We start from the raw sequence: 20,970 nt of genomic DNA, 5'->3' as shown, positions 1-20,970 counted from the left end.
AAAATTCCCATCGGCATTAACGGCTTGTTTACCACGTTTCGTGAAAGGTGCGGATTGAGCAGTAGTGATCCGCATCCTTTCCCCCGTCTCGCGTTCCCTTAGGATGCCGCTACATCGTTCAGCTTGAGGAAAGTCTAATTGACTATCGTCTTATGAATGGTGCGCTCAGGCCCGCGTAAAGCGGGCAGCAGACGAAAAGCCAACGATCGAGCTCTGACGAGGGGTCGAGCAGTCGAAGCGAGCAAGAAGATGAACGGATCGCGATCAAATCCTTCCCGACAGTCCGACAGGACCTCGCTCGATGCGCTGAACCGCACGATCGAAGGGCTGGAGGCGCGCATCGAAGGGCTGATGGGCAGCGGGCGCGAACAGCGGCCGCGCGCGGCAACGGCCGAGCGCGATCCTTATGCCGCTTCCCATGCTCCCCGGCCAGCAAAAGCCCTGCCCGAGCCACGGCCGGATCCGCTCGCCGAAATTCGTCAACGCCAGCGCGCGCTTGAAGCCGGCCGCGAACGGCCCTACGCACGCGAGCAGGCCCCGCAGCTTCGTGAACCCACGCCACGCGCCGCCGCCCCAGTGCCGGCACCGGCCTTGCGCGCCGGCGACGACACGATGACGGAGATCGCCCAGGCGCTCGTCAACCTGCGGCAGGACCTGAAGCGCGACATTTCCGAGGGCGTCACCCGCGAGATGAATGCGCTGCGCGCCGAGCTGCGCGAGATCAAGACAAATGCCGGAGACGGCCGTTTCGCCGACGACATGCGCGCCGATATGGGCCGCCTTGCCCAGAGCATCACTCAGCTGACCGGTCGCTCCGCCGCACCGGAGGCCACGGGCCTTCGTGAAGATTTCGAAGAGCTGCGCTCGCTGATGGACGGCCTGGCGCGCGAAGATTCGCTGCGCCATATGGAAAACCGCTGGGACGGCTTCGAAAACCGGCTTGCGGCGCTCGATACCGAGGGGCTGCAGGAAGAGCTCGTTTCGCTCGCCTATCGGCTCGATGATATCAAGCGCCATATCGGCGGCATGGGCGAGAGCCCGGCCGTTCGGGCGCTGGAAGACAAGCTGATCTCGATCGCCACGGCGATGGAGCATTTCGGCAACATGATCCAGCCGCACGACCGGGTCATGTCCGAGCAGTTCGCCGCCATGGACATCCGGCTCGACGAGATCAGCCGGGCGATTGCGGCAAGCGGGCGCACGGCCACTGCGAATGATCCGGGCCTGATGCAGCGGCTGGAAAGCCGGCTTGCGGCGCTCGCCGACCAGATCGACCTGATGAGCCATGATGCGGCCAGCCGCGTGAACCCGGCCGACGAGCTGGCGATGCGGCTGGAGGCGCTGACGGGACGCGTCGAGGAGCTGACGAAGGCGGAAGCGACGTCGCGGCTCGACGAACGGCTGGAACATCTATCCTATCTGCTGGAGCGCAAGCAGGAGACGGCGCCGCAGGCCGACCTCACCGGCACGCTTTCCGACATTTCCCGCAAGATCGACGCGCTTGAGAATGGCGCCGTCAACGACGTGCTGGCGCAGCGGCTCGACCATCTCGCCCGGCGCATCGACGAGATGGCCTATCAGCAGCAGGCGCCGGCCGCTGTGGCCGACGACAGCGCCTTCCTGCGTCTCGAAGGACGGCTGAGCGACATTGCCGCCCGGCTCGAAGAGAGCACATCGGCAGCGCCGACCGATCCGCGCGCACTGAAGAACCTCGAAGACCAGATCGCCAATCTCTCGGCGCTGATGAGCGCGCCGCGCGAAAGCGCCGTAATACCCCCCGAACTCGACCAGCGCATGGGCGCGATCGAAGACTATATGGCGACGAGCGATGAATATATCATCGAGGCGGCACGCCAGGCGGCAGAGGCCGTCGTCGAAGCCTATTCGCGCCATGGCGGTCCACAGGGTGTCATGCCCGCCGCCGACATGTCGGCGCTGACGGCGCTGGCCGAGGATCTGCGCCACCTCGAGGATCTCAGCCGCGACAGCGAGGAGCGTACGCACAAGACTTTCCAGGCGCTGCACGAGACGCTGGTGCATATCGCCGACCGCCTCGACGGCATGGGAGATCGCGGCCGGCCGGCCGCCCAGATGCCGATCGCCGACGTCGATTTCGATGTCGATCCCTATGCGCTGATGGTGGCCGAAGCCGACATGAACACGACGCCGGCCGCTGCCCCGACAGCGAAGGCTTCTCCTGTTATCCGTACGGCCGAGGTCGCAGCCGAAGCTGCCGCCCCGGCACAAGCCACCGCCCCGGCACAAACCAACGCCATGAGCGGAACGAGCGCGATCGCCATCGAAGCCGCGACCAGGACGACGGAGACAGCAGCGACATCGGCAGGGACACAGGCACCGGCAAAGGCCAGCCTGCTCGCCAACCTCGGCAAGCGGCTGCTGCCCGGCAAGAAGGCCGAGAGCCGGACGACCGAACGGCCGATGATCGACCCCGCGCCGTCGATCGATCCCACCGACGTGGTGCCGACGGATGCGGCAAACGAACTGCTCGAGCCGGGCTCGGGCGCGCCAGACGTGAAGAAGATCCTTGAACGGGTTCGCGCCAGCCAGAGTGCGGCGCGCGGCAAACCTGCCGGCGAAACCGATCGCGCCGATTATATCGCTGCTGCGCGCCGTGCGGCGCAGGCGGCCGCGATGGAGGTGGATGCCAATCCGAAGCAGGCAGCCGGCAAGGCCGAGAAGAAGGGCGCGAATGCCGACAAGGCCGGCAAGGCGTCTGACAAGACGGGCAAGACCAGCGCCTTTTCGCGCTACCGGCGGCCGATCCTGCTGGCGGTCGGCGCCGTGCTGCTCGCCATCATGGCCTTTCCGCTTGCCCGAACGCTGACAAGCGGCGAGCGCGCGCCGCAGCCGCCAGCAGAAGTCTCGGCGCTGACCGGCGCCGAAAATCCGTCGCCGGCCTTGCCTGACGCGACACCTGCCCAGCCGGATGCCGCCTCTCTCGGAACGACCGCTCCGGCAGCGGATGCCACGCCGCCAGCCGCCGAACAGGCGCGGCCGGAAGCAACCCCACCGATCGGCGGCGACCATCTGACCGACGAGACACCGCTTGACGGTGAAGGGGCAGCGACCTTTGCCGCTCCCGGTCCGTCCGGCGCGGCACAGGAAACATCGGGCTTCGTTCCGAACGCCCCGGCTGCGGCAGCACCCGCACCGGCCATCACCATTCCCGACACCGTCCAGCCGAAATCGCTTGCCGATGCGGCGAGCAGCGGCGATGTGCTGGCGCTGTTCGAGATCGGCGCGCGTTATTCCGACGGCCGCAACGGCATGACGGTCGATCAGAAGCAGGCGGCGAACTGGTACCAGCTTGCGGCCGATAAGGGCTTTGCGCCTGCGCAATACCGGCTCGGCAGCATGTACGAAAAGGGTAACGGCGTCGAACGCGACATCGCCAAGGCGAAGGGTTTTTACGAGCAGGCGGCCAACCAGGGCAATGCCAGCGCCATGCACAATCTTGCCGTCCTCTACGCCTCCGGCGCCCTCGGCCAGCAGGATTATGCGACGGCCGCCTCGTGGTTCACCAAGGCCGCGAACCTCGGCATCACCGACAGCCAGTTCAACCTGGCGATCCTCTGCGCGCGCGGCAACGGGGTTCCGGCGGATCTCGAAGAATCCTACAAATGGTTTGCGATCGCCGCCAAGGGCGGCGACAAGGATGCGGCGCAGAAGCGTGACGAAGTGGCCAAAGCCATGAAACCCGACCAACTCGAACGGGCGCGCGCCAAGGCCGATCTCTGGAAGGCGGAGCCAGTCGACCACCGCACGAACGCCATCGACATCCCCGACGAATGGGCCGGCACCGGCTTGAAGACGGCGAGCGTCGACATGAAGAAGGCGATCCGCAACATCCAGGCGATCCTCAACAATAACGGCTTCGACGCCGGCGTGCCGGATGGCGAAATGGGCGCGAAGACCGTGACCGCGATCAAGAACTTCCAGAAGTCCGTCGGCCAAGAGCCGGACGGCAAGGTGACCGACGCGACCGTGAAGGCGCTGCTCGAGCGCAACAAGCAGGGCAGCAAGGCAATCTGACGCCCGCGTCGCATCGACGCAGGATAGCCTCTTTATTCCGGGCGATGAAAAGTGCCTGGCGGCACTATGCCGCAAGGCTTTTTTCAATTTTGCCGTCGCCTGTCACAAAACCTGAAAAAAGCCGGATTATGCCCGGACATATCGATCCGCGCATCCGGCGAATCCTCTGCCACCGATCTCTCCGTCAATCTCTATGGCTTAATCACGGGGCCGATCGAAAGCCTCTGGCAACGATTTCACAGTATGGTGCGCATTCGAACGGGGACGTGACAAGAAACCGCCCGGCAGGGGCGGTCATCATTCGGGGTCGGCTGTGACAATCTATCTGCCCATCGCAGAATTGTCGGTGAACATCTTCATCATTCTCGGCATGGGGGCGGCCGTCGGATTCCTGTCTGGAATGTTCGGCGTCGGCGGCGGCTTTCTCATCACGCCGCTGTTGATCTTCTACAACATTCCCCCCGTCGTCGCCGTCGCGACCGGCGCCAACCAGGTCGTGGCGTCGTCGATATCGGGCGCGATCACGCATTTCCGGCGCGGCTCGCTCGACGTCAAGCTCGGCACGGTGCTGTTGGTCGGTGGCCTTGCGGGTGCGACGGTCGGCATCTGGATCTTCTCTTTACTGCGCGCCATCGGCCAGCTCGATCTCATCATCTCGCTGATGTATGTCATCTTCCTCGGCACCGTCGGCGGACTGATGCTGCTCGAAAGCGTCAATGCCATGCGGCGGGCAGCGCGCAACGAGCCGCCCGCACCGCGCAAGCCCGGTCACCAGCACTGGGTGCATAAGCTGCCGCTGAAGGTGCGCTTCAAGAAATCGAAGATCTTTCTCAGCGTCATTCCGATCGTCGCGCTCGGCTTTGCGATCGGCATCCTCACCTCGATCATGGGTGTCGGCGGCGGCTTCATCATGGTGCCGGCAATGATCTACCTGCTGCGTATCCCGACCAACGTCGTCGTCGGCACCTCGCTGTTCCAGATCATCTTTGTGACCGCCTATACGACGATCGTGCAGGCGGCGACGAACTTTTCCGTCGACATCGTGCTCGCCTTCATTCTGATGGTGGCGGGTGTCATCGGGGCACAATACGGCGTGCGCGTCGGCCAAAAACTGCGCGGCGAACAGCTGCGCGCCCTGCTCGGCCTGCTGGTGCTCGCCGTCGGCGTGCGTCTTGCGATCGCTCTGGTGGTGACGCCGACCGACGTCTATTCGGTGGTGATGGGAGTGGGCAATTGATGCGCCTGGCTGCCGCTGTCATCGCATTGCTTTGCCTGCTGCCGACCTCTGCCGGAGCGCAGTGGTTGCCGGGGCAAGCAACGGAAGCGGTGCGTGAAGGGTTGGAAATCGGCACCTCGACCAGCGAAATCGCCATCACCTCGGATTTCCACGGCGCGGATCTGACGATCTTCGGGGCGCTCTCGAATACCGACCAACTGCTGCTCGCCATAGGCCAATATGACGTGGTCGTGGTGCTGGAAGGCCCGCGCGAGGATGCGACGGTGCGCAGGAAGGAACGCGTCTTCGGCATTTGGGTGAACACCCGGTCGATGACCTTCGAAGCGGTGCCGCATTCCTATTCGATGTCGAGCTCGCGCATGATCGACGATCTGACGACACCGCTCGAGCTGACCGATCAGGGGATCGGCATCGACCACATTCCGCTGACGCCGGTCGGCTTCGTCGGCGACGGCAGCAATCTCGGCGAGTTCCGCGACGCCTTCCGGCGGCTGCAGCAGGGTGGCGGGCTCTACGACCGCAACCCGAGCGGCGTGCGGTTCGTTTCCTCCAACCTGTTCAAGGCGAGCCTGCGCTTGCCGGCAAATATTCCGAACGGCGTGCACACCGTGCGCGCCTACCTGTTCAAGAGCGGCCTTTTCGTCACCGAAAAATCGTTGCCGCTGCGGGTCATCAAGACCGGCATCGAGCAGACGATCACCGATGCGGCGCATGAGCAGCCGATCCTTTACGGCTTTGCGGCCGTACTGCTCGCCGTCATCACCGGCTGGGGTGCCAGCCTGATCTTCCGCAAGGACTGATCCACAGCCAAGGCGCTCAGGATTTCCTCCCGAAAATAGGCTCAGCAAGGCGCTGAGGACGAAGGCCTGCAGGAGCAGCTGCTTGCCCGAATGCTTTACTCCAAAAAAAACCGCTTGCATTTCGCTACCAGTCGGCCTAACTTTCAACCAGTTGTTAAACGCAACCAGTTTTGATGGATGGCAATTCTGAAGGAGGATGGAAATGAGAAAGCTTGTTGTCTGGAACCTGATGACGCTCGATGGTTACTTCGAAGGCACGAAGCCTTGGGATATCGACTTCCACAATTTCGCTTGGGGGCCCGAGCTGCAGCGCTATGCCGAACAGTTCGGGAACGAAAGCGATCTGCTGGTGTTTGGCCGAAAGACCTATGAGGGCATGGCCTCCTACTGGCCGACAGCCGAGGGCGAAGGCGAGATCAAAGCCTATATGAACGGCATCGCCAAGATCGCCGTGTCGCGGACGATGAGCGAGCCGGGCTGGAACAATGCCCGCGTCGTCAGCGATCCGATCCCCGAATTGACGCGGCTGAAGCAGGAGAACGGCAAGACGATCTTCATCTTCGGCAGCGCCGAGCTTGCCGACACTCTGCTGAAGGCGGGCCTTATCGACGAGATCAGGGTTTGCCTGGTGCCGGTGATCCTCGGCGGAGGCAATCCGCTTTTCAAACCGGCAGAGGGCCAGGTGCCGCTGAAGCTCATCGAATCCTCGACGACGGAAGGCGGCGCGATGATCCTGCGCTACGAGCCCGTCAAAGCGTAGTGGGATGCCGTCACGATGGTGAGATCCCTGGCCGCACAAGTAAGCGGCCGGGAAGTTCGCATTCGACTAAAAACCGGTTTTTAACATTTACGAGTTAGTAATCTCTCGGAAACGAGAGGTTTTGTCATGCGTACTCGTATCGTTCTGACGGCAGTGGGTCTCGCGCTGCTTGCCGGCTGCGCGACGGCTCCGAAGCAGACGAGGAACATCTGTGCCGTCTTCGACGAGCGCGACGGGCTTTTCTCCAGCTGGCAGAGTGCCGCCGAGCGGACGGAGAAGAAATACGGCGTGCCCGTGCCGATCCTGATGGCGACGATGTATACCGAATCCGGCTTCCAGCCCTATGCGCGACCGCCGCGCACCAAGCTGTTCGGCTTCATTCCCTGGTCCCGTCCTTCGACCGCCTACGGCTATTCGCAGGCGCTCGACGGGACCTGGGATCACTATCAGTCGCAGACGGGGAACTGGACGGCGCGACGGGCGAACTTCGCCGACGCGATCGATTTCATTGGTTGGTATCACTACCAGAACAGCGTGGAGACCGGCATTCCGCTGAACGATGCCTATAATCTTTATCTTGCCTATTATTCCGGTCCGACAGGGTACAAACGCGGCGACTGGCGCTCGAACGGGCAATTGCAGCAGACAGCGCAGAAGTTTGCGCGGATGGCAGGGACATATCAGCGGCAGTTGCAGGAGTGCGATTGAGGGTATTCAAGGGCGTGCCGTGTGGTACCCCCCTCTGCCCTGCCGGGCATCCCCCCCCACAGGTGGGGAGATTGGCTGGGCTCACTGGCTTCCCCAAACAACCAGCGTCACAGCCCGGTGAAACCTTGGAGGGACGCGAAGGTTTGGCCACTTGTGATCTCCCCACCTGTGGGGGAGATGCCCGGCAGGGCAGAGGGGGCGGACACGGCACGCCGTCCAAATATGAAGGGGCACTACCCCCACAAATTCCCGTACCTGACAGAATAAATCCGGTCCTTGCCGAGCAGATGCGCCACCAGCAAAGCCTTGTCGAACAGGCCCTTCATCGCCTGATGGCCGAGATCCAGACCGCCACTCATAACACCGAAGGCCGGCATCAGCAGGCGGGCGCCGTCGGTGGCAAAGCAGGGGCGGCGGACGGATTTCTCGCGGCGGCGCACGGTCGCCGACGGATGCAGGTGGCCGGCGATTTCGCCGCTCTGCAAACCGTTCTTCGGCTCGTGCCGGAAGGTCAGGCCGGCATAATGCATCTCGTCGGCAGATGTGCCCGGCAGATCGACGATGCCATCCGGATCATGGTTGCCATTGATCCAGATCCATTCGCGGCCGCGCGCCATCTCGACGATCAGGGCGCGAAAATTCTCCGGCAGGTGCTTGGAACCGATGCGGTCGTGGAAATTGTCGCCGAGCGAGATAACGAGCTTCGGGTTATAGCGGGAAATGACGGCGGCAAGGACGGTCAGCGTTGCCAGCGTATCGTAAGGCGGCAGCATCATGCCGCGGCGCGCAAAGGCTGCGCCCTTTTCCAGATGCAGGTCGGAGACGACGAGCAGGCCGGCATCCGGCAGATAGAGGGCGCCGAGCGGATCGCAGACGGCGGCAATGCCATGGACCGATGTCTCGATGCCCGGCATCGCGGCCAGTCCTGATATGTCGCGCGCCAGCGCCAGGCGGTTCATCACGGTCGTCATTCCCAAATCGTCGTCAGGCCTAAATCGTCGGGCCCTAATTCTCATCAGGCCCGATTTTCGTCAAGCGAGCGCTTCGGCGATCAGATCGTCCGCCGCTTCGGCCAGGAGTGCGTCATGGGCCTCGCCCGGCACCGCCTCGCGTCCGATTTCCAGCATCACCGGCACGGCGAGCGGAGAAATATGGTCGAGAGCGCGGTGGGTGATGTGGCCCCTGATTCGCCTCAGCATATCGCCAAGACGGCCAATGTCCAAAAGCCCCGTCGCCGCATCCTGCCGCGTCGCCTGCAAGAGGATGTGATCCGGCTCGTGGCTGCGCAGCACGTCGTAGATCAGATCGGCGGAGACGGTGATCTGGCGGCCGCTCTTTTCCTTGCCCGGATGGCGGCGTTCGATCAAGCCTGCAATCACGGCGCAATTGCGGAAGGTACGCTTCAACAGGAAGGATTCGTCCAGCCAGGCTTCGAGATCGTCGCCGAGCATGTCCTCGTCGAAGAGGTCGGAGAGATTGAGCCGGCCATTGCGGATCATCAGTCCCATATCCTCGAGGCCCCAGATGGCCAGCGAATAATCGGTGGCGACGAAACCGAGGGGCTTGGCGCCTATCCGCTCCAGCCGGCGGGTGAGCAGCATGCCGAGCGTCTGGTGGGCAAGACGGCCTTCGAAGGGATAAGCGACCATATAGGCGCGGCTGCCGCGCGGGAAGGTTTCGATCAGGAACTCGTCGCGCTTCGGCAGCATCGACTTGTCGTCCTGCAGCGACAGCCAGTCGCGCACCTGATCCGGCAGGTGGCGCCAGCGATCGGGATCGGCGATCATCGCCCGCACCTGCTCGGCGAGATAGGTCGACAGCGGAAACTTGCCGCCATTGTAGGAGGGGATCTTCGGATCGAGCGAAAAGGCCTGCGACGCCAGGCACTCATTTTCGCGGATGCCCTCGAAGCGCAGCACCTTGCCGGAGAAGACGAAGGTATCGCCCGGCGACAACTGCTCGAGGAAATATTCCTCGACCTTCCCCAGCGTGGCGCCGCCGCGGCCGATTCTACCGCCCTCGCCGCGCTTGACCATGCGGATATTCAGCATCGGGCTCTCGACGATCGTGCCGAGGTTGAGACGGTATTGCTGGGCGACTGCAGGGTTGGAGACGCGCCAGCGGCCCTCCGCTGTCTTGCGGATACGGGCGTAGCGGTCATAGGTGCGGAGCGCATAACCGCCGGTCGCGACGAAATCGACGACGCGCTCGAAGGTCTCCCAACTCAGATCGGCATAGGGCGAGGCGCTGATGACCTCATCGTAGAGTTCCAGCACGTCGAAAGGTTCGGCGCAGGCCATGCCGAGCACATGCTGGGCGAGCACATCGAGCGCGCCGCGGCCAACCGGCGGGGTGTCCTGCGCGCCAATATAATTGGCATCGAGGGCGGCCTGACACTCCATGACCTCGAAACGGTTGGCGGGCACGAGGATCGCCTTCGAGGGCTCGTCCATGCGGTGGTTGGCGCGGCCGATGCGCTGGGCAAGACGCGAGGCGCCCTTCGGCGCGCCGACATGAATGACGAGATCGACATCGCCCCAGTCGATTCCGAGATCGAGGGTGGAGGTGGCGACGACGGCGCGCAGCCGGTTTTCGGCCATCGCCGCCTCGACCTTGCGGCGCTGGGCGACGTCGAGGGAGCCGTGGTGGAGGGCGATCGGCAGGTTGTCGTCATTGATCGTCCAGAGCGCCTGGAAAAGCATTTCCGCCTGGCTGCGGGTGTTGACGAAGAGCAGCGTCGTGCGATGTTCGACGAGCTGGCGGTACACGTCGGGAATGGCATATCGGGCGGAATGGCCGGACCAGGGAATACGCTCCTCGGTCGACAGGATCGAGATATCGGGCTTGGCGCCGCCTTCGACGACGACGAGGCCGGCATGATGTTCGCTACCCTCTTCCTGGCCGACCAGCCACTTCTGCAGATCCATGGGCTCGGCGACGGTGGCGGACAGGCCGATCGTCTGGAGACCGGGGGCAAGGCGGCGCAGGCGGGCAAGGCCGAGCGATAGCATATGGCCGCGCTTGGACGTGACGAGCGAATGCAGCTCGTCGAGGACGATATATTTCAGATCCTTGAAGAAGCGCTCGGCCTCCCGGTTGGCCAGCAGCAGGGCGACCTGTTCGGGTGTCGTCAGCAGAATATCCGGAGGGTTGAGCTTCTGGCGCTGGCGCTTGGCGTTCGGCGTATCGCCGGTGCGGTTTTCGACGGTGACCGGCAGGCCCATCTCCTCGACCGGCTTCATCAGGTTGCGCTCGATATCGATGGCAAGCGCCTTCAGCGGCGAGACATAGAGCGTGTGGATGCCGGTGAAGGCGGAGCCGGGCGGGATCTTGCCGCGGCGGGTGAGATCGGTGAGCGAGGGCAGGAAACCGGCGAGCGTCTTGCCGGCGCCGGTCGGCGCAATCAGCAGCGTACTTTCGCCGGCCTCGGCGCGAGCAAGCAGCTCCAGCTGATGGACGCGCGCTCGCCAGCCCTTTTCCGCAAACCAGCGGGTAAAGGCGGCAGGCAGCAGGGCACGGGCTTCGGAATCGATCTGGTCCACGCCTGGAAGGTAGTGAAATGCAGGGGAAAAAGAAGAGCCGCGAGCCTTTACATGGCGATATAGCGGTCCTTGCGGTGGTTGATGGCGATCGTGAGGTTGAGAACGATCGCACCGAGCACCGAGCAGGCGATGATGAAGGGGCTTGCGACGAAGAAGGAGAGCGCCAGGATGATGCCGTCGAAGCCGAGTTGGACGAAGCCGGCGCGCCAGCCGAAGCGATCCTGGATATAGAGGGCGAGAATGCCGATGCCGCCGAGGCTGGCGCGGTGGCGGAAGAGCGCCAGCATGCCGGCGCCGATAACGAGGCCGCCGAAGAGCGCGCCGGCGATAGGATCGACATGCGCCATGCTGATGAATCCCGAGACGAATTCCGACAGGACCGAGGTGAGCGCGATGGCGGCGAAGGTCTTGATGGTAAAGGCGGCGCCCAAGCGGCGGAAGGCGAGATAATAGAACGGCAGGTTCACGGCAAAGAAGCAGAGGCCGAAGCTGAAGCCCGTCGCATAATGGGCGAGGAAGGCAAGGCCCGCCGTGCCGCCGGCAAGCAGCCCCGCGCCGGAGAGAAGCGTTACGCCGAGCACGGCGAGCATGCTGCCGGCGACGATGCCCTGGGCGTCGTCGAAGAGCGAGTGACGATCGGCGCTGGAATTCAGAAAGCCTGCGAAAGCGTTGGATGCCATGATGTTCCCCTGTCGGCGTTTCCGTCTTCTATCCGGGGTCAGGATAAAGGCAAGTGGCAAGCAGCGAGGGCACCTCTTGACATCAGGCATAATCGTGGATATTTTTTATCCATGAATTGAGGAGGCCGGGTGCATGAAGATGGGCGACGGGGTCGAGCAGGCCATTCACAGCGTTGCGATGCTTTCCGGCCTCTCCGAAGGCAGCGTGCTTTCGGCCGCCGCGCTGGCAGAATTCCACGGCGTCTCGACAAGCTATCTGCTGAAGCATCTGCAGGCGCTGTCGGGCGCCGGCATCCTCGATACCGTACCGGGGCCGAAGGGCGGATATCGGCTGGCAAAAGCGCCGAAGGAGATTTCGCTGCTCGACATCGTGCTCGCGGTCGAGGGGTCTGCACCGGCGTTCCGCTGCGCTGAAATCCGCCAGCGCGGACCGAACCCGGTCTCCGATCGCTTGTTCGCCCAGCCCTGCACCATCAACGCAGCGATGCTGAAAGCCGAACGGGTCTATCGCGCCGAACTCGCCAAGACGAGCCTGGCCGATATCGGCATCGAACTTGCCGCCGTCGACGACGGATCGATCGCAGCTAGAGGCTGCGCCTTCCTTGAAATCCATGAACGCAAGACGGCTCGTTGAGCCACAACAAAGGAGAAAGAGCATGCAACCACGCTTCAATTTCGCCAAAGCCGCTCCCGACGCCTACAAGGCAGTCGCCGCGCTCGAGCAATATGTCCAGTCCTCCGGGCTGGAGCGCCGCTTCATCCACCTGATCAAGCTGCGCGCTTCGCAGATCAACGGCTGCGCCTATTGTGTCGACATGCATGTGAAGGAAGCCCGCCACGATGGGCTCTCCGAACAATGGATCAACCTGATGTGCGTCTGGCGGGAATCGCCGGTCTATGATGCCCGCGAACGGGCGCTGCTCGGCTGGGTCGACGCAGTGACCAATATCGCCAAAACAGGCGCGCCGGATGCCGACTACGAGACGCTGAAGGCGCATTTTTCCGAGGAAGAAATGACGAAGATTACCGTGGCAATCGGCGCCATCAATGTCTGGAACCGGCTGGCCGTCGGCTTCCGCTCGCAACATCCGCTCGATGCGGTAGCGAAGGCAGCCTGAGGCCAATGCCATACCAGAGGTGAGCGGGAAACGGAGAGGTCGCTGCATGTCCTCTTCTCCCCTCGGGGAGAAGAGGGGATCGAGACGCTGCAGCATGTTCCTTCGCCCCGGTTGCGGGCGTCCGAAGGACGGGACGATACCCGCGGCTCGGCACGGTGACTGATGGCGAGGAATTCATCCTGGCAACCGACCCGAAAATCTCGGGTCGGTCGAATATCGGGTCACTCGTGATCCCTGGTGGCCCGTACGGCAACGGCGTCAAACCGATTGCCCGAGAGGTCGATGCTGTTGAACAGGTCGCGGACGACTTTCGCAATGTCTTCTGCGGAAGCGCCCTTGGCGTATTCTTCCTGCATACGGCGTCTCACAAGTTTTTCCAAATCTGACATAGTTCACCTCATCAAATCCGGCGCGAGATGAATTTGGCGCCGAGACCGATCACAGGCAAGTTACGTTTTGTTTAGAATGGCTTACCGTTTTGTAACGTTACAGCGCGATGTAGCGATCAGCACGGTGATTGATGGCGACGAAGAGGTTGAGGACGACGGCGCCGAGCACTGAATAGAAGACGACAGGCGGCGTGGTGACGAAGAAGGCGGCGGCGAGCACGCACATGTCGATGGCGAGCTGGACGAGGCCGGCGCGGATGCCGAAACGCTCCTGCAGGTAGATGCCGAGAATGCCCACGCCGCCGAGGCTGGCGCGGTGACGATAAAGCGCCAGCAGCCCGAAGCCGAGCAGCAGGCCGCCGAGAAGTGCCGCCCAGGCCGGATGAATGCTCGAAATGGACAAGAAGCGCGACTGCACATCAGCAAGCACCGACGTCAGGCCGATGGCGATGAAGGTCTTGATGGTGAAGGCCATGCCGAGTCGCTTCCAGGAGAGATAGAAGAACGGCAGGTTGAGCAGGAAGAAGGCGAGACCGAAATTGGCGCCGAAGGCATAATGCAGGAGGAAGGCCACGCCGGCCGTGCTGCCGGTCAGAAGGCCGGCGCTGGCGAGCACATAAAGGCCGAGCGCCGCAACGAGGCTGCCGGAGAATATGCCCTGCACGTCTTCGATCGGAGTGTGGCGCGTCGCAGTCGTATTCCAAAAACCAAGGGCATTGATGAGCTGTGTCATGTCGCCAGTCTCCACGGCAGACGAGTTTAAGAACGCGCTTGAGAAGGCCCGGGCGCGACGGAATTTTGGATCATGAAAGGAGCCCGAGCGCCTCGGCGTAATATTGCCGGGCGCTCTGCCGATGCGATGCAGTATCAGGTTTTTCGGCCTTCCGATCAAGCGAAATAGGTAAGCAATGCTGACCTATAAAAACATCGCAAGAAATGTTCGCTTACGCGGGTTTTTGCGTAAGGAATAGAATGCCGGAAACAGGTTTTCCGCCATCTTTGCGAATGACCGATTTGACGATCTTGAGAATTTGGAAGCCATGACGGGCGAGAAGCGTCCTGACATAGGCTTCCGAATGGGCATAACGCAGCGACGGAGCGAGATGGAAGCCTTCGCCATCACCCGCATCCTCGACGGAAAAGGCGATATCGGCGCCTGATGCAGCGAGTTCTCCGACGATGGCAAAGACGCTTTCGAGATTGCCGAGATACATCAGCACATCGGCTGCCGTCACCAGGTCGGCGCGATGGCGCGCGGCACCGGCAAAGAAGCCGGAGAGATCGGGCGTGAGCGAGAGATCGGCCTGGGCGAGACTGTCATAGACTTGTTTATCGGCGGCCTTGGCCAGCATGTTCTGCGAGAGGTCGAAGCCTTCGAGGCGACCGACATTGGCGCGGATCTCCGAGCCGAGCAGGCCAGTGCCGCAGCCGAGATCGACGGCGTGTTCGTAGCGCCTGCCGGTGGAGGCGATGAGCGCTGCAAGCTTCTGCGGGACGCTGTAGTCGAGCTTTTCGACAAGCGCTGATTCGAAACGGTCGGCATAGTCGTCGAAGAGGCGCTCGACATAGCGGCTCGGCGGCAGGTCAGGCGTGGCTGCGTCGCCGAGAAGGGCGAGCTTGAGGGCGGCGCCGTAAATGTCATCGGGACCGAGAGCAAGCGTCCTGCGATAGGCCTCGATCGCGGCCTCACCCCTGCCCGCCTTTTCCAGGTAGGTGGCGAGGCGATACCAGCCGGCGGCCCAGGCAGGCACGAGCTCGAGGGCCTGTTCCATCAGCTCGGCAGCCGCTTCCGGCTCGCCACCTTCTTCGAGCATCCTGGCATAATCGGCGCGGCGGTCGGCGATGACGTCGCCTGAGGAAAGCTGGTGAGGCTGCATCAATGGACCTTATTGGTTGGCCCGCATTTGGCGGCGGCCACAAAAAAACTCAAGTCCTATTTCAGAGGCGGAGCGGCCAATTCGGGAAAGGGCTTGCGGGCGCCGCGCCGCGACCTTATTCCAAGGGCAAACAGGAGATGGCTTATGTCCGATCAGGCGAACAGGTTCCTCGGCGATTCAATCGGCCGCACATTGATCAAGCTTATCGTGGTGTCGCTGATCGTCGGTTTCGTCATGACCATCTTCGGCCTGACGCCGTGGGCCATCATCGACGGCATACGCGATTTCATCCTGGAGATCTGGTACCGCGGCTTCTCGGCGCTTGGGCGCGTCGGCGACTATCTGATCCTCGGCGCGACGATCGTCATCCCGCTCTTCATCATCCTTCGTCTTTTCAGCTACCGCCGGTAACATGACATCCATCGATCTTTCCAGGCGCGGCCTGCTGCGCCTTTCCGGACTTGCGCTCGCTGCCGGCATCGCCGGCTGCACCACAACCCCGCGGATGGCCGGCACGCCGTCAAACGGCGAGGACGAGACGGCGAGCGTGCTGCCGCTCGTCAACCAGCTCAGGGCCAAAAACGGGCTGCCTCCGCTTGCCGTCGATCCGGCGGCGAGCACTGCCGCCTTGTTTCAGGCAAAACGCATGGCGAGCGCCGGCAAGATGACGCATCTCATGGGCATGACCGACAGTTTCGGCGCGCGCGTCAAGGCGAGCGGCGTGAGGTTGCCGGCAGCGGAAAACATCGCCTCCGGCCAGCAGAGCGTCGATGCCGTGGTGACGGCCTGGATCAACTCGCCGCATCACCTGGAAAACATGCTCGGACGTTATGGCGGCCTTGGCGTTGCTGTCGCCCATAACACATCTTCCAGGAACCTGCCCTATTGGGCCATGGTGCTTTCCAGCTAAGGTGATTCCGCCTGCAGCAGTTCAAAGTGTGCGGCGTGCTTTGCGCGTCTGAGAAAACGCGCGGCGCCGAAGCGGCGAGGCAGGCATGGATAGCAGAACCGACGACAATGCGCTGGCATTCGACGTGACGCACCTGATGGTGCTGTCGATTGCCATTCCGATGATGCTCGGCTTTCTGACGACGCCGCTGCTCGGGCTGACGAACACCGCCGTCGTCGGCCATATGGGCGACCCAGAAGCGCTTGCGGGACTGGCGATCGGCGCCATGCTCTTCGATCTCATCATGGGCAGTTTCAACTTCCTGCGCGCCTCGACGACAGGGCTGACGGCGCAGGCCTATGGCCGGCGAGACCAACACGAGCAGCAGGCGGTCTTTTCCCGGGCGATGATTTCGGCGCTCGGCTGCGGTCTGGCGCTGCTCTGCCTTTCGCCCCTGCTGATCACCGCCGGGCTGAGGCTGATGGGCGCGCATGGTCCGGTTGCCGAGGCGACCAGCACCTATTTTTCGATCCGCATCCTGGCAGCACCAGCGGCGCTGGCGAATTACGCCATCCTCGGTTTCGTGCTCGGGCGCGGCCAGGGCAGTATCGGGCTGCTGCTGCAGGCAATCATCAACGGCATCAACATTGTGCTTTCCATCTATCTCGGCCTGACGCTCGGCTGGGGTGTAGCCGGGGTCGCCTGGGGCACCATGGCTGGTGAAACAGCCGGCGCTCTCGCCGGGCTTTTCATCGTACTCAGCGGCTTTAACAAGGCCGAGCGGCCGGCATGGGCGGAGGTCTTTTCCCGGCACCGGCTGGCCGAGCTTTTCGCTCTCAACCGCGACATCCTGATCCGTACCTTCGTGCTGCTCGGCGCCTATACCGTCATGACGCGGATCGGCGCCAGCTTCGGCGCGGTGACGCTTGCCGCTAATGCCGTGCTGATGAATTTCTTTCTGCTGTCCGGCTATTATCTCGACGGGCTTGCCAATGCCGCCGAACAGATCGCCGGCAGGGCGATCGGCGCGCGCTACCGGCCGGCCTTCGACCGCGGGCTGAAGCTGACGATCTTGTGGTCCTTCGGGCTGGCGGCGATCGGCTCCGCCTTCTTCTTTCTCGCCGGCCCCTGGCTGATCTCGGTGCTGACGACCTCACCCGAGGTGAGGCAGGCAGCCGAAACCTATCTGCCCTGGGCGGCGGTGACGGGAGTGACGGGCGCACTCGCCTTCCTGATGGACGGGGTCTTCATCGGCGCCACATGGTCGGCCGACATGCGCAACCGGATGCTGATATCTTTTGCCGGCTATCTCCTGATGCTCGCGGTCTTCGTGCCGCTCTTCGGCAATCACGGCCTGTGGCTGGCGATGAACGCCTTCCTGCTCTTCCGCGGCTTCTTCCTGGCAATGCTGGTGAAGCCGCGGGCCGATCAGACCTTTCGCGCCGCCCAATAATCCAGACTGGTATCGCGCAGGTCGCGGATCGAGGCGGCCTTTTCGCGGTCCAGGAGTTTCGAGAGGCCGCGGATGATATCGCCGGCCAGGCCGGGGCCCTCATAGACCATGCAGGAATAGAGCTGGACGAGATCGGCGCCCGCCCGGACCTTCTCCAGCGCGGTTTCGGCCGAGGAAACGCCGCCGACGCCGATGATCGGCAGGGCCGGACCGACCCGCTTGCGCATCCTAGCGAGTACCGCCGTCGACCTTTCGAAAAGCGGCACGCCGGAGAGGCCACCCGCCTCCTTCGCCTGGCGCTGATCCTTAAGTCCGTCGCGCGACAGCGTGGTGTTGGAGACGATCAGGCCATCAAGCGCATGCGAAAGCACTTCCGCGGCGATATCGTCCATGCCTTCCTCGGTCAGATCAGGCGCGATCTTCAGAAAGACCGGGATCTTCCGCACGGATGTTCCCGCCATTTCGTCGCGCGCCGCAAGCACTGATGACAGCAGCACAGCAAGGCTTTCGCGCCCCTGCAGGTCGCGCAGGCCCGGCGTGTTCGGCGAGGAGATGTTGGCGGTGAAATAGCGCGCGACGGAATAAAAGCGCCGGATGCCGGCGACGTAATCGGCGATGCGGTCTTCGCTGTCCTTGTTGGCGCCGATATTGACGCCGATCATGCCACCGCCCCTCAGCGCGGCGAGGCGCCCGAAGGCGACATCATGGCCTTCATTGTTGAAACCGAGACGATTGATGACGCCTTCATCCTCGACCAGGCGGAAGATGCGCGGGCGCGGATTGCCGGATTGCGGCTTCGGCGTCACCGTGCCGATCTCGGTAAAGCCGAAGCCGAGCTTCAACAGCGCCTCCGGCACCTCGGCATTCTTGTCGTAGCCGGCGGCCATGCCGAGCGGATTTTCAAAGGCAAGGCCGGCAACAGTCAGGCGCAGGCGCGGATCGGGCGTCAGCTGGCAGGCGGGCACGAGGCCGGATTTCAAGGCGGCGATCGACATGCCGTGCGCAGTTTCCGGATCGAACAGGAAGAGACCCTTGCGGGCGAGACGCTTGAAGGGATCGATCATGGCTGCAGCTCCGGGAAGACATGGGCGCCGGCCTCGTCGAGCGGCAGCGGCGCCTCCCAGAGCACGGCGGCAAGCGGCAGATCGGCGTAGAGGTGCGGGAAAAGGTCGCCGCCGCGCGAGGGCTCGAAGACCAGCTTGTCGGCGAAGCGGCTGCCATCGACGGCAATCAGCAGCAGGCCGGACTGTCCGGCAAAATGCAGGGCGGCAGTCTGCTTCACCTGCTCCGCCGTCGAAAAATGGATGAAGCCGTCCTTGAGATCGATACCGGCGCCATGAAAAGTGCCGGTTTGTCTGGCTTGCTGCCAGAGCGTTTCCGTCACGATCTTGTAAAGGGTGGGTGTCAGGGTCATCATGGCCTCACGATAGGCTGTTCCTCGGTCACGAGGGCTTTGCCGGAAAGAGGCGGCGATGTCCACGCCCCGGTGCCGAAAACGGAACCGCTAAAAGCAAATTCCGGAGGATGAGACGATGAAGGCATTCGTTATCACGCTTGGCATATTTCTGACGCCGCTGGCGGCCGCGGCGGTCGAACCCGATGCGGGCCGGTTCCAGCTTGAGAAGAGCGGCGACCATTTCGTCCGGCTCGACCGGCAGACCGGGGCAATGTCGATCTGCCAGGACAAGGACGGCGCCCTCGTCTGCCGCATGGCGGCCGACGAGCGGGCAGCCTATGAGGACGAACTCGACCGGCTGGCGAAGCGGGTGACGGCGCTCGAACAAGGTGGCGTCATCCAGCGCGCGCTGCCGAGCGATGCCGAGGTCGACCGTTCCATCAGCATCATGGAGCGGATGATGAAGAGTTTCATGGGGATGGTGAAGGAGTTCCAGGCCGAGGAAAACACCAATCCCCTTCCGCGGAAGACCTGATCTGATATAGTCACTATGAGCAAGCTGGCGTGCAACGCGGAGGGGCGGAGGCACATGCCGGCATGATCGGGCTCTTGGGAGGGAGTTTTCGATGCAGGAACAGACCATCATCATTGCGGACGATCATCCGCTTTTCCGTGACGCGCTGCGCCAGGCGGTGATCGGCATGGAAGGCCGGCAGTCGATCGTCGAGGCCGGCGATTTCGCCGCCGCGCGCCGGGCCGCCGGCGCCCATGCGGATGCCGACCTGATGCTGCTCGATCTCGCCATGCCCGGGGTCAGCGGCTTTTCCGGCCTGATGGCGCTGCGCTCCGAATTCGCCAGCCTGCCGATCGTCATCGTCTCGGCAACCGACGATGCGACGACCATCCGCCGGGCGCTGGAACTCGGTGCCTCCGGCTTCATTTCCAAATCCTCCGGCATCGAGGATATTCGCCGCAGCATCCAGACGGTGCTTGCCGGCGATATCGCCACGCCGGAAAGCTATCGCGAAGGGCAGGAGCAGGATCCCGATGTCGCCGACCTGATCCGCCGCCTGCATACGCTGACGCCGCAGCAGAGCCGGGTGCTGACCATGCTCGGCGAAGGGCTGCTGAACAAGCAGATCGCCTACGAACTCGGCGTCTCCGAGGCGACGATCAAGGCCCATGTCTCGGCGATCCTGTTGAAACTTGACGTCGACAGCCGGACGCAGGCCGTCATCCAGCTCGGCAAGATCAATATGGCGATGGTTGCCTGAGCGATACATTTCCCTTTGGAAACAGGATTTTATTCCTCTTTCATCTTTACTCAGACGGCACGGTCGATTAATATTGCGCCGGGTTGAAGCGCGGCGTTGAAATGAGCCGCGACGGAATCGCGCGCATGCTGTCACACGACCAGATCTGGGAAGCGCTCGACAGGCTTGCCGAACGGCACGACCTGACGCCATCGGGACTTGCGCGCCGCGCCGGCCTCGACCCGACCTCCTTCAACAAATCGAAACGGCTTTCTGCCGACGGTCGGCTGCGCTGGCCCTCGACGGAATCGATCGCCAAGGTGCTCGACGCCACGGGGGCGAGCATGGAACAGTTTATGGCCTTCATGCGGCCGGACGCCGGCTCTTCCGGACAGCGGGAAGGCGCATTTCCCCAGCAAGGCGGCTCTATTCCGCTACTCGGCTTCGCGCAGGCGGGCGCCGGCGGCTTCTTCGACGATGGCGGCTTTCCGGCCGGCCAGGGCTGGGACGTGGTGGAATTTCCGGCCGCCCCGGCACGGAAGGCAGGCGTCTATGCGCTGGAGGTGCAGGGCGAAAGCATGATGCCGCTCTACCGCGACGGCGACGTGCTGATCGTCGAGCCGGGGGCACAGGTGCGCCGCAACGACCGCGTCGTCGTGCGCACAAACGAGGGCGAGGTGATGGCCAAGGTGCTGCTGCGCCAGAGCCCGCGGTCGATCGAGCTGCTGTCTCTCAATCCCGAACATCCCAACCGCACCCTCGAGCTTTCCGACGTCGCCTGGATCGCCCGGATCATCTGGGCCAGCCAATAGGAA

The 20,970-nt window shown here is 63.2% G+C and carries 22 protein-coding genes; 14 read left to right on the top strand and 8 right to left on the bottom strand.

Annotated elements, in window-relative coordinates; genetic code table 11:
- Positions 1–249: 249 nt before the first annotated feature.
- From RWK44_RS10675 to RWK44_RS10650, 6 genes are all read left to right on the top strand, one after another.
- Positions 250–4,053, top strand: a complete 3,804-nt coding sequence (locus RWK44_RS10675; RefSeq protein WP_316028775.1) for a peptidoglycan-binding protein — start codon at positions 250–252, stop codon at positions 4,051–4,053.
- Between the two features lie 51 nt (positions 4,054–4,104).
- Entirely contained in the window at positions 4,105–4,323 is a 219-nt protein-coding gene (locus tag RWK44_RS10670; protein ID WP_316028774.1) for a hypothetical protein, read from the top strand.
- A gap of 43 nt (positions 4,324–4,366) precedes the next feature.
- Positions 4,367–5,290, top strand: a complete 924-nt coding sequence (locus RWK44_RS10665) for a sulfite exporter TauE/SafE family protein (protein WP_316028773.1) — start codon at positions 4,367–4,369, stop codon at positions 5,288–5,290.
- A complete protein-coding gene (locus RWK44_RS10660) occupies positions 5,290–6,090 on the top strand; it encodes a TIGR02186 family protein (protein WP_168258735.1) in 801 nt (266 codons plus the stop codon). Before RWK44_RS10665 ends, RWK44_RS10660 begins: the two co-directional genes overlap by 1 nt.
- A gap of 202 nt (positions 6,091–6,292) precedes the next feature.
- Positions 6,293–6,850, top strand: coding sequence for a dihydrofolate reductase family protein (locus tag RWK44_RS10655; protein WP_221981581.1), 558 nt, complete (start codon positions 6,293–6,295; stop codon positions 6,848–6,850).
- A gap of 126 nt (positions 6,851–6,976) precedes the next feature.
- Positions 6,977–7,558, top strand: a complete 582-nt coding sequence (locus RWK44_RS10650) for a transglycosylase SLT domain-containing protein (RefSeq protein WP_131663073.1) — start codon at positions 6,977–6,979, stop codon at positions 7,556–7,558.
- A 233-nt stretch (positions 7,559–7,791) separates the two neighbouring features.
- Here RWK44_RS10650 and pdeM read toward each other — a convergent pair whose 3' ends face one another.
- Genes pdeM through RWK44_RS10635 form a run of 3 tightly spaced genes read right to left on the bottom strand, consistent with a single transcriptional unit; the run spans position 7,792 to position 11,780 of the window.
- Positions 7,792–8,529, bottom strand: a complete 738-nt coding sequence (pdeM, locus tag RWK44_RS10645) for a ligase-associated DNA damage response endonuclease PdeM (RefSeq protein WP_316028772.1) — start codon at positions 8,527–8,529, stop codon at positions 7,792–7,794.
- Between the two features lie 60 nt (positions 8,530–8,589).
- On the bottom strand, positions 8,590–11,100 hold the full coding sequence (locus tag RWK44_RS10640; protein WP_316028771.1) for a ligase-associated DNA damage response DEXH box helicase: 2,511 nt from the start codon (positions 11,098–11,100) through the stop codon (positions 8,590–8,592).
- Between the two features lie 47 nt (positions 11,101–11,147).
- On the bottom strand, positions 11,148–11,780 hold the full coding sequence (locus RWK44_RS10635) for a YitT family protein (protein WP_168258738.1): 633 nt from the start codon (positions 11,778–11,780) through the stop codon (positions 11,148–11,150).
- Positions 11,781–11,913: 133 nt separating this feature from the next.
- Here RWK44_RS10635 and RWK44_RS10630 point away from each other — a divergent pair, with 133 nt between their 5' ends.
- Both RWK44_RS10630 and RWK44_RS10625 read left to right on the top strand, forming a co-directional pair.
- A complete protein-coding gene (locus RWK44_RS10630) occupies positions 11,914–12,414 on the top strand; it encodes an RrF2 family transcriptional regulator (RefSeq protein WP_017958879.1) in 501 nt (166 codons plus the stop codon).
- A 22-nt stretch (positions 12,415–12,436) separates the two neighbouring features.
- A complete protein-coding gene (locus tag RWK44_RS10625) occupies positions 12,437–12,898 on the top strand; it encodes a carboxymuconolactone decarboxylase family protein (protein WP_020048363.1) in 462 nt (153 codons plus the stop codon).
- A gap of 221 nt (positions 12,899–13,119) precedes the next feature.
- Here RWK44_RS10625 and RWK44_RS10620 read toward each other — a convergent pair whose 3' ends face one another.
- From RWK44_RS10620 to RWK44_RS10610, 3 genes are all read right to left on the bottom strand, one after another.
- A complete protein-coding gene (locus RWK44_RS10620; protein ID WP_168256934.1) occupies positions 13,120–13,266 on the bottom strand; it encodes a hypothetical protein in 147 nt (48 codons plus the stop codon).
- A gap of 118 nt (positions 13,267–13,384) precedes the next feature.
- Entirely contained in the window at positions 13,385–14,020 is a 636-nt protein-coding gene (locus tag RWK44_RS10615) for a YitT family protein (RefSeq protein ID WP_065282120.1), read from the bottom strand.
- Positions 14,021–14,231: 211 nt separating this feature from the next.
- Positions 14,232–15,164 (bottom strand): class I SAM-dependent DNA methyltransferase, encoded by a 933-nt coding sequence (locus tag RWK44_RS10610; RefSeq protein ID WP_222062673.1) that lies wholly within the window; start codon positions 15,162–15,164, stop codon positions 14,232–14,234.
- 144 nt (positions 15,165–15,308) lie between these two features.
- On the opposite strand from RWK44_RS10610, the gene RWK44_RS10605 reads away from it, so the two are divergent.
- The 3 genes from RWK44_RS10605 (at position 15,309) to RWK44_RS10595 (ending at position 17,506) form a co-directional block, all read left to right on the top strand.
- Positions 15,309–15,575 (top strand): DUF6460 domain-containing protein, encoded by a 267-nt coding sequence (locus RWK44_RS10605; protein ID WP_027666284.1) that lies wholly within the window; start codon positions 15,309–15,311, stop codon positions 15,573–15,575.
- Between the two features lies 1 nt (position 15,576).
- A complete protein-coding gene (locus tag RWK44_RS10600; RefSeq protein WP_168258741.1) occupies positions 15,577–16,074 on the top strand; it encodes a CAP domain-containing protein in 498 nt (165 codons plus the stop codon).
- A gap of 85 nt (positions 16,075–16,159) precedes the next feature.
- The gene (locus RWK44_RS10595; protein ID WP_168283820.1) at positions 16,160–17,506 is read left to right on the top strand and encodes an MATE family efflux transporter; all 1,347 of its coding nucleotides are present in this window, start codon (positions 16,160–16,162) and stop codon (positions 17,504–17,506) included.
- On the opposite strand, the gene RWK44_RS10590 is transcribed toward RWK44_RS10595, so the two are convergent.
- Together RWK44_RS10590 and RWK44_RS10585 are read right to left on the bottom strand one after the other, a co-directional pair.
- Entirely contained in the window at positions 17,482–18,570 is a 1,089-nt protein-coding gene (locus RWK44_RS10590) for a quinone-dependent dihydroorotate dehydrogenase (RefSeq protein WP_316028770.1), read from the bottom strand. The two genes, RWK44_RS10595 and RWK44_RS10590, sit on opposite strands and share 25 nt — an antisense overlap.
- Positions 18,567–18,920 carry a DUF952 domain-containing protein gene (locus RWK44_RS10585; RefSeq protein WP_168283818.1) on the bottom strand — a complete coding sequence of 118 codons (354 nt, stop codon included), beginning with the start codon at positions 18,918–18,920 and terminating at the stop codon, positions 18,567–18,569. The genes RWK44_RS10590 and RWK44_RS10585 overlap by 4 nt, the downstream gene beginning before the upstream one ends.
- A 118-nt stretch (positions 18,921–19,038) precedes the next feature.
- On the opposite strand from RWK44_RS10585, the gene RWK44_RS10580 reads away from it, so the two are divergent.
- The 3 genes from RWK44_RS10580 to RWK44_RS10570 all read left to right on the top strand — a co-directional run bounded on the left by RWK44_RS10580 (position 19,039) and on the right by RWK44_RS10570 (position 20,967).
- Positions 19,039–19,437 carry a hypothetical protein gene (locus RWK44_RS10580; protein ID WP_168283817.1) on the top strand — a complete coding sequence of 133 codons (399 nt, stop codon included), beginning with the start codon at positions 19,039–19,041 and terminating at the stop codon, positions 19,435–19,437.
- A 91-nt stretch (positions 19,438–19,528) separates the two neighbouring features.
- The gene (locus RWK44_RS10575; RefSeq protein ID WP_168283816.1) at positions 19,529–20,176 is read left to right on the top strand and encodes a response regulator; all 648 of its coding nucleotides are present in this window, start codon (positions 19,529–19,531) and stop codon (positions 20,174–20,176) included.
- A 125-nt stretch (positions 20,177–20,301) separates the two neighbouring features.
- A complete protein-coding gene (locus RWK44_RS10570; RefSeq protein WP_221945034.1) occupies positions 20,302–20,967 on the top strand; it encodes a S24 family peptidase in 666 nt (221 codons plus the stop codon).
- Positions 20,968–20,970: the final 3 nt, after the last annotated feature.

This window comes from Rhizobium sp. 25PS6, assembly GCF_032464655.1.
In the GTDB taxonomy this organism is placed as follows: domain Bacteria; phylum Pseudomonadota; class Alphaproteobacteria; order Rhizobiales; family Rhizobiaceae; genus Rhizobium; species Rhizobium laguerreae.
This window is presented reverse-complemented; position numbering and strand designations above follow the sequence as displayed.